This window comes from Geminisphaera colitermitum TAV2 (assembly GCF_000171235.2).
Classification (GTDB): Bacteria; Verrucomicrobiota; Verrucomicrobiia; order Opitutales; family Opitutaceae; genus Geminisphaera; species Geminisphaera colitermitum.
On the sequence record NZ_ABEA03000055.1, the window covers coordinates 1 to 8,098 of the forward strand.

An 8,098-nucleotide genomic window follows, 5' to 3' on the forward strand; every position below is an offset into this window, starting at 1 on the left:
CCAGTCCAGACCGCGCCGCCAGCGTGCCCGCATCTACTCCTTCCCCGACGGACTCGAAACCATCCCTCGCGCCCTCGCCGCCGCCCTCCCCCCCGGCGCCGTGCAACTCAATGCCCGCGTCACCTGCCTCACCCCGCCCGCCGCCCCCGGCGAACCCTGGCAAGTGACGTGGCAAACGCCAGGTGGCGCGGGCGTCCCACCCGCTGAGGGCGGACAAGAGAGTGCGCCCTTCACGCAAGGCAACGCCAGCGCCTCCGCCATCCTCCTTGCCCTGCCCGCCGCCGCGCTGGCGACGCTGCGCATCGGCGACGCGCATCCCTTCGCCGCGCTCGCCGCCGTCGAATACCCGCCCGTGGCGTCCTTGTTTCTCGGATACAAGCGAGAGCAAATCCGTCATCCGCTCGACGGCTTTGGCATGCTCGCCCCCTCCGGCGAGCACCGCAACCTGCTCGGCGTCCTGTTCAACTCCACGCTTTTCCCCGGACGAGCGCCCGGCGGCCACGTTGCCCTCACCGTGCTCGCGGGAGGCGTGCGCCATCCCGAACTGGCCCTCCTGCCGCGCGAATCCCTGATGGGGCTCATCCGCGCCGAGTTGCTCGAACTGCTCGGCATTTCAGGCGATCCCGTTTACGTGCGCCACCACGTCAACCCCGCCGCCATCCCGCAATACAATCTTGGATACGACACCCACCTCGCCACCCTCGCCGCCGCCGAGACCCGTTACCCCGGCCTCCATGTCGGCGGACCCGTGCGCGACGGCATTGCGGTTGCCGCCTGCATCGCCTCTGGCGAAAAACTCGCGCGTGGCGCCACAACCGTTTAACCCTTCCACCTCGTTACGAACATGAACAACAAAACCCTCTTTCAACGCATTATCGACCGGGAGATCCCGGCGAAAATCGAACACGAGGACGACCGCTGCATCGTCATCCACGACATCGACCCCAAGGCGCCCGTCCACCTGCTCATCATACCGAAAACCGTGATCCCGCGCGTCGGAGAAGCCGCGCCCGCCGACGAAGCCACGCTGGGCCACCTGCTGCTCACGGCGGGCGTCGTGGCAAAAAAACTCAACCTCGACCGCGGTTTCCGTCTCGTCATCAACCACGGTCCCGACGCCTGCGAAAGCGTTCCCCATCTCCACGTCCACCTCCTCGCCCGCCGCCAGCTCGCCTGGCCCCCCGGCTGAGTGGCATTAGAGCAGTTTCATTTAAGCTGTAGCCATTTGATACCTGGTAGGGAGGCCTCTCCGAGGCCTCCGCCGTGCGTAGTGTGAGAATGCGAAACTCGTAGGTGCTTGGAGCGTGGTTTCGGAGGCCTCGGAGAGGCCTCCCTACCGTTAAGACGACGGCTACATCTCAACTGAAAACGCTCTAAACAATTTCGCAGCCCCCCCCCCCCGTGTGTTTTGCGCCTTCGTGCCTCCGTGTAACTGAGGTTAATTCTTCTCTTCTTCGAGCGCTGACATCAGCATGGGCGGTTTCATGTCCAAGATTTCCGATATCAATGTGGTCGAGACGCGCCTGCTGCCGTCGCCGGCCGAACTCATGGCCCAGTTTCCCAAATCCGAGGCGCAAACGGAGTTTATCGCCCGCGTGCGCCAGGAAATCCACCGGATCGTCTTCACCGCGGACCGCCGCTTCCTGCTCGTCGTCGGGCCGTGCTCGATCCATGACGTGGACGCGGGACTCGACTATGCGCGCCGTCTGGCCGCGCTCGCCCGCGAGGTGGCCGACCGCGTGATGGTCGTGATGCGCGTGTATTTTGAAAAACCGCGCACCACGGTCGGCTGGAAGGGCTTGATTATGGACCCGCGTCTTGACGGCTCCAACGACATCGCGGGCGGACTGCGCGCGGCGCGGGCGTTCTTGCGCGAGGTGATCGACTTGGGGTTGCCGACGGCCACGGAGTTGCTCGACCCAATCACGCCGCAGTACATCGCGGACTTGATTTGCTGGTCAGCCATCGGGGCGCGCACCACGGAATCGCAAACGCACCGGCAAATGGCGTCGGGCCTGTCGATGCCGCTGGGATTCAAGAACGGCACGGACGGTTCGTTGACAACGGCGATCAACGCGATCAAGGCCGCGTCGCAACCGCAGACTTTTCTCGGCATCAACACCGACGGGCAGGCGGCGGCAATCGTCACGGCGGGCAACCCCAACTGCCATGTCGTGTTGCGCGGCGGCAAGGCCGGTCCCAACTACGACGCGGCCCACGTCACCGAGGCGGTGGCGGCGCTCGACAAGGCCGGGCTGGTGCCCGCGGTGCTCGTCGATGCGTCGCATGACAATTCCTCCAAAAAACCCGAACGACAGCCCGAGGTGGTGCGCGAGGTGATGGCGCAGGTGGCGGCGGGCAACACGTCATTGATCGGGGCCATGGTGGAGAGCAATCTGGAGGCCGGCAGCCAGCCTTTTCAGGCCGCGCCGGGCGTGCTCGGGAAGCTGCGTCATGGCGTAAGCATTACAGACGGTTGCATCGACTGGCCCACGACCGAGAAGCTGGTGCGCGACGTCCACGCCGCGCTCGCGCCGCGGTTTGCGAAGAAGGCATAACCGGCGGCAATATGGAGGGCGGGTCTCCCGACCCGCCAGACGCGGCGCAGCCGCGCCTTCCGGATGGGCGGCGCTTCGCGCCGTCGGCGGGTCGGGAGACCCGCCCTCCAAGAAAGAGATTACCTGCGTAACTTCAGTCACATCACCGCCGCGCCGGGGCCTGTCTGCATGTGCAGCACGTCGGGGCGGGCGCCGAACCGGGCGGCGTAGGCGGCGGCCACCTGGTCGGCATTGGCGGCGCTGAATTGGTCGCCGGTCATCGCCATGACCGCTCCGCCGAAACCGCCGCCGGAGAGACGCGCGCCGTAAACGCCGGGAGTTTTTTCCAGCGTGTCCACGAGGAAATCGAGTTCGGGCGTGCTGTTCTCGAAAAAGTGCTGCGAACTGCGATGCGAAGCGACGAGGAGTTTTCCGACAGTGGCGAGATCGCCCTTGGCCAGCGCCTCCTTGGTGGCGTCCACGCGGGCGATTTCCTCGGTGACGTGGCGGGCGCGCTTGAACTCCGCCTCTCCAAGCCGCGCCTCCGCCGCGAGCACCTGGGCGGGGGTCACTTCGTGCAGGAGGGAGACGCCGAGGGCGGCGGCGGCGGTCATGCATTCGCGGTTGCGCGCGGCGTAGAGACCGTCCACGAGGGCGTGCTTGGTGTGGGTGTTGAATATCCAGAAGTGGACGCCCGCCGGAATGGGCACCGTGTCGAACTTGGGACCGCGGCAGTCGATGAAGACGAGATGATCTTTTTTGCCAAAGCCGGACACGCCCTGGTCGAGAATGCCGCAGGGGACGCCAACGTAGTTGTTTTCCGCGTACTTGCCGATTTTGACCAGCGTCTCGCGGTCCACATCCTGCCCCGTGATGCCGAGGAAGGCGAGGGCGGAGGACAATTCGATGGCGGCGCTGCTGGAGAGGCCGGCCCCGGCGGGCAAGTCGGAGCTGTCGAGGTAATCGAAGCCGGCGGGAGCCTTGAGCCCGAAATGCGGCAGGGCGGAAAGGATGCCGAGCGGGTAGTTGATCCAGGAATCGGCGCCCTTGAGCGGAGTGAGCGAGGTGGCGTCGAGTTCGATGGTCTTGTTGCCGTAGGTGCTGTGGAAACGGCGGACGGGAGCGGAACCGGGGGGGGGGGGGGAGGCGGGAGCGATGGCGACCCACACGCCGCGATTGATGGAAGCGCCGAGGACGGTGCCACCATTGTAATCGGTGTGGTTGCCGATGAATTCGATGCGGCCGGGGGCGCGCGTGACGAGTTGGGGGTCGCGGCCAAAAACAGCCTTAAAGCGAGCGATGAGTTGGTCCTTCATGGAAAAGCTGAAAACTGAAAGGCTGAAAGCTCAAAGGCTGAAAAGAAAGCTGAAAGGCAGGGGCCATTACAGACAATGCCTTCTTGTTTCAGCTTTTCAGGTTTCAGCTTTTCAGCTTTTCCATTCTCATGCCCAGCGACCCGCAAAATAAAGGACTCGGTTACATCACCAGCGCGCTTGAAGCGCCTGTTTCTCCGGCCGAGGCGGCGTTGCGCCCGCTCTCGTTTGCCGACTTCACCGGCCAGCCCAAAACCGTGGAGCGGTTGCAAGTCATGGTCGGCGCGGCCCGTCGCCGGGGCGAGGCCCTCAACCACATCCTCATCAGCGGACCGCCCGGACTGGGCAAAACCACCCTATGCTTCATCCTCGGCCACGAAATGGGCAAAAACGTCCGAGTCACCAGCGGACCCGTCGTGGAAAAGGCGGGCGACCTCGCCGGCCTGCTCACCAACCTGGAGGAAGGCGACATTCTCTTCATCGACGAAATCCACCGCATCCCCAAGACCGTCGAAGAATACCTCTACTCGGCGATGGAGGACTTCCGCCTCGACATCATGATCGACCAAGGCCCCAACGCCCGCAGCGTGCGCCTCTCCATCCCGCGCTTCACGCTCGTCGGCGCCACCACGCGCGCCGGCCTGCTCACCGCCCCGCTGCGCTCGCGCTTCACGCTCCAGACGCGCCTCGACTACTACGACGTGCCCACGCTCATGGGCATCGTCCAGCGCAGTTGCGGCCTGCTCAAAGTCACGATCGACGAAGCCGGCGCGCGCGAAATCGCCTCCCGCGCCCGTGGCACGCCCCGCATTGCCAACAACCTCATCAACTTCGTGCGCGATTTCGCCCAGGAACGCGGCGACGGACGCATCACCCGTCCCGCCGCCGCCGCCGCGCTGGAGTTGCTGGAGATCGACGCCGCCGGGCTCGACGAGATGGACAAGCGCATGCTCCGCATCATGGCCGAAAACTACCGTGGCGGACCCGTCGGCTTGGGCACCATTGCGGTGGCCGTGGGCGAGGAGAGCGAAACGCTGGAGGAAGTCCATGAACCGTTTCTCATTCAAGAAGGCTACCTGCAACGCACTCCGCAAGGCCGCGTGCTCACGGCCAAAGGCTACCACGCCATCGGCCTGAAGTCGGCGGCGGGCGTCGGCGCGACCGGCGCAGGAGGACAAGGCGTGTTGCTCTGACAACCTTGCCCTCCCTGTCCTAACAACCCGCGCCTCCCCCCCCCCCCTCCTGAGCTTTAATGCAGTCCATTAGTGGTCTCGCTAAAAGCGAAAACACGCTCGCTCAACGGCTCCATTTCCCCTTTGAGTCCACGGCTTCGACATTCGCATGGCATTCCTGCCCGGCGGACACAGGCGTTCCCTCGCCCACGCCGAAACTCACCACCACAGCCTCTCCATTCGGTTCTCCCTTCCGCTAACAACACACACACCCAAACACCATCATGCACTTCCTCGACTGGTTGGTCATAATCGTGCCACTGATCATCATCCTGACGGTCGGCATCGTCACACATCGCTACATGAAGAGTGTGGCGCACTTCGTTTCCGGAGGGCGCGTCGGCGGACGCTACCTGCTGGCCGTCGCCAAGGGCGAGATGCAGGCCGGCGCTGTCGTTTTCGTCGCCATGTGGGAAGTCTTTGCCCAGTCCGGCTTCGTCCCCTCGTGGTGGGGCTGGATCACCGGTCCCGTCGGTCTGGTCGTGGCGATCTTCGGATTCGTCATCTACCGCTTCCGCGAGACGCGAGCCATGACCCTCGCCCAGTTCTTTGAAATGCGCTACAGCCGCAACTTCCGTTCCTTCACCGGCATCCTCGGCTTCGTGGCCGGCGCCATCAACTTCGGCATCATTCCCGCCGTCGGCGCCCGCTTCATGGTGTATTTCCTCCAAATGCCCCCCGAGATCATCATCCCCATTGGCGGAGGCTGGGCGCTCCCCACCTACATCCCGCTCATGGGCATCTTCCTCTCCATCGCGCTCACGCTGACGATCTCCGGCGGATTGATCACCCTGATGGTCACCGACTGCATCGAAGGCATCTTCTCGCAACTCATGTACATCGTGATCATCATTGGCGTGCTCTGCATGGTGAGCTGGTCCGAGATGGCCACCGTCCTCGGCAACCGCCCCACCAATGAATCGCTGGTCAACCCCTTCGACGCCTGGAACGTGGCCGATTTCAACCTCTGGTACGTGCTCATGGGCGTGTTCCTCGGCACCTACGGCACCATGGCGTGGCAAAACTCCAGCGCCTACAACAGCGCCGGCGCCACCCCGCACGAAGCCCGCATGGGCGGCCTCCTTGGCCGCTGGCGTGAATCCGGCAAGAGCGTCGTCGTCGTCCTCCTCGCCGCCGCCGCCCTCACCTACCTTTACCACCCCGATTTCGCCAGCACCTCCATCGCCGCGCAGGAATCCATCGCCAGCATCTCGCAGCCCCAAATCCAGAAGCAAATGACGATCCCCGTGGCGCTCTCGCACATGCTGCCCATCGGCGTCAAAGGCGCGCTCTGCGCCGTGCTCCTGCTCGGTATCTTCGGTGGCGACTCCACGCACCTGCACTCTTGGGGCGGCATCCTTGCGCAGGACATCATCCTCCCCCGCCTCAAGAAAGCCCCCACGCCCCAACAGCACATCAAGCTCCTGCGCTGGTGCATCACTGGCGTGGCGATTTTTGCCTTCCTCTTCGGAGCGTTTTTCCGCCAGACGGAGTACATCGTCATGTGGTGGACCGTCACCACGGCCGTTTACGTTGGCGGAGCGGGCGCGGCCATCATCGGCGGCCTCTACTGGAAAAAAGGTACGACGGCCGGCGCTTGGTCCGCCGTCATTGCCGGTTCCATCCTCTCGGGCGGTGGCATCCTCGTTTACAAAATCTGGGACGACAAAATCTTCTCCACCGTGATCAACTGGGTGCTCTCCAATCTCGGCATCCCTCAACTCCCCGCCTTTGGGCTCAACGGCGCGCAAATCTCGTTCTTCTCGACCCTCATTGCCATCACCCTCTACGTCAGCGTGTCACTGGCCACCTGCCGCCGGGACTACCCGATCAACAAAATGCTCCACCGCGACGAACTTCCGGTCGATGCCGATGGGCGTCCCATCGTCCCGAAACGCCAGTGGTCGCTCGCCCGCATTGTGGGCATCGACGAGAACTTCACCACGGGCGACAAGTGGATTGTCGGCAGTCTCTTCGTGTGGAGCGTGCTCTGGTTTTCGGTCATGCTCCTTGGCACGGCGTGGAACCTCCTCGGCCAGACGCAACTGGTCCCCTGGATCAAACCCTGGACCAACAACGGCTGGCTCGGTTTCTGGCACGTGACGGCCATCGGACTGCCCATCGTGATCACCGTCGTCACCGGCCTATGGTTCACTTGGGGCGGCGTCCACGACATCCGCAAGCTCTTCCGCTCGCTCGCCGGTTACAAGATCGACAACTCCGACAACGGCACCGTCGAACAACACAAACCCTACTGAGCCCCCCTGGACGCCGACCTCTGAACTCCGCCCCCCCCCCCCCCCCGGCGTTCAAAGTCCGGCGTCCCCCCCATATGACAGCACCCATGCGCCGCTCCCGCCCGCCGCTTCTCACCGTCGCCGCGCTCACCGTGCGGCGCGACCGCAAGCACATCCTCCGCGACATCCACTGGACCATTCAGACGGGCGAACACTGGGTCATCATGGGCCCCAACGGCTGCGGCAAAACCTCGCTCCTCAAAACCCTCACCGGCTACCTCACACCCACCACCGGAGACATCACCCTCCTCGGCCATCGCTACGGCGAGACCGACTGGCGCGACCTGCGCCTCCAAATCGGCATCGTCACCAGCGCCCTCCAAGCCGCCGTCCCTGACGGCGAACCCGCCCTCGAAACCGTCATCAGCGGACGCCACGCCCAACTCGGCCTTTGGTCCGTCAACAAAACCACCGACGCCGACCGACGCGACGGACTCAAATGGCTGCGCTTCGCCGGTTGCGCCCCCCTCGCCGACCGCCCCTGGAACTACCTCTCGCAAGGCGAACGCCAGCGCGTGCTCATCGCCCGCGCCCTCATGGCCCGCCCCCGCCTCCTCATCCTCGACGAACCCTGTTCCGGCCTCGACCCCGTGGCGCGCGAACACTTCCTGCAATTCATCGAAACCCTCGCCCGCCGCCCCCGCGCCTCCCGCCACCCCGCGCTCGTGCTCGTCACGCACCACATCGAAGAAATCACGCCCGCCTTCACCCACGCGCTC

The 8,098-nt window shown here is 64.5% G+C and carries 7 protein-coding genes; 6 read left to right on the forward strand and 1 reads right to left on the reverse strand.

The genetic code is table 11. The annotated features are described in order from the left end of the window. The 3 genes from OBACDRAFT_RS06455 to OBACDRAFT_RS06465 all read left to right on the forward strand — a co-directional run. A partial coding sequence (locus OBACDRAFT_RS06455; protein WP_043583918.1) for a protoporphyrinogen/coproporphyrinogen oxidase occupies nucleotides 1–823 on the forward strand: 823 nt, incomplete at its 5' end. Between the two features lie 21 nt (nucleotides 824–844). Continuing rightward, on the forward strand, nucleotides 845–1,189 hold the full coding sequence (locus OBACDRAFT_RS06460) for a histidine triad nucleotide-binding protein (RefSeq protein ID WP_043583920.1): 345 nt from the start codon (nucleotides 845–847) through the stop codon (nucleotides 1,187–1,189). Between the two features lie 295 nt (nucleotides 1,190–1,484). Next, nucleotides 1,485–2,558, forward strand: coding sequence for a 3-deoxy-7-phosphoheptulonate synthase (locus OBACDRAFT_RS06465; protein ID WP_043583927.1), 1,074 nt, complete (start codon nucleotides 1,485–1,487; stop codon nucleotides 2,556–2,558). Between the two features lie 137 nt (nucleotides 2,559–2,695). Here the strand turns inward: OBACDRAFT_RS06465 and galK are convergent, their stop codons facing one another. After that, a complete protein-coding gene (gene galK, locus OBACDRAFT_RS06470; protein WP_043583922.1) occupies nucleotides 2,696–3,853 on the reverse strand; it encodes a galactokinase in 1,158 nt (385 codons plus the stop codon). Nucleotides 3,854–3,981: 128 nt separating this feature from the next. On the opposite strand from galK, the gene ruvB reads away from it, so the two are divergent. From ruvB to OBACDRAFT_RS06485, 3 genes are all read left to right on the forward strand, one after another. After that, on the forward strand, nucleotides 3,982–5,043 hold the full coding sequence (gene ruvB, locus OBACDRAFT_RS06475; protein WP_043583929.1) for a Holliday junction branch migration DNA helicase RuvB: 1,062 nt from the start codon (nucleotides 3,982–3,984) through the stop codon (nucleotides 5,041–5,043). Between the two features lie 263 nt (nucleotides 5,044–5,306). Then, nucleotides 5,307–7,340 (forward strand): sodium:solute symporter family transporter, encoded by a 2,034-nt coding sequence (locus OBACDRAFT_RS06480; RefSeq protein ID WP_043583924.1) that lies wholly within the window; start codon nucleotides 5,307–5,309, stop codon nucleotides 7,338–7,340. Between the two features lie 86 nt (nucleotides 7,341–7,426). Next, on the forward strand, nucleotides 7,427–8,098 hold a 672-nt coding region (locus OBACDRAFT_RS06485; protein WP_043583926.1), incomplete at its 3' end, for an ABC transporter ATP-binding protein.

Bases quoted from the DNA above. Each gene is read 5' to 3' on its own strand.
- galK (WP_043583922.1), bottom strand. From the start codon at position 3,853: ATGAAGGACCAACTCATCGCTCGCTTTAAGGCTGTTTTTGGCCGCGAC.
- OBACDRAFT_RS06480 (WP_043583924.1), top strand. From the start codon at position 5,307: ATGCACTTCCTCGACTGGTTGGTCATAATCGTGCCACTGATCATCATC.
- ruvB (WP_043583929.1), top strand. From the start codon at position 3,982: ATGCCCAGCGACCCGCAAAATAAAGGACTCGGTTACATCACCAGCGCG.
- OBACDRAFT_RS06465 (WP_043583927.1), top strand. From the start codon at position 1,485: ATGTCCAAGATTTCCGATATCAATGTGGTCGAGACGCGCCTGCTGCCG.
- OBACDRAFT_RS06460 (WP_043583920.1), top strand. From the start codon at position 845: ATGAACAACAAAACCCTCTTTCAACGCATTATCGACCGGGAGATCCCG.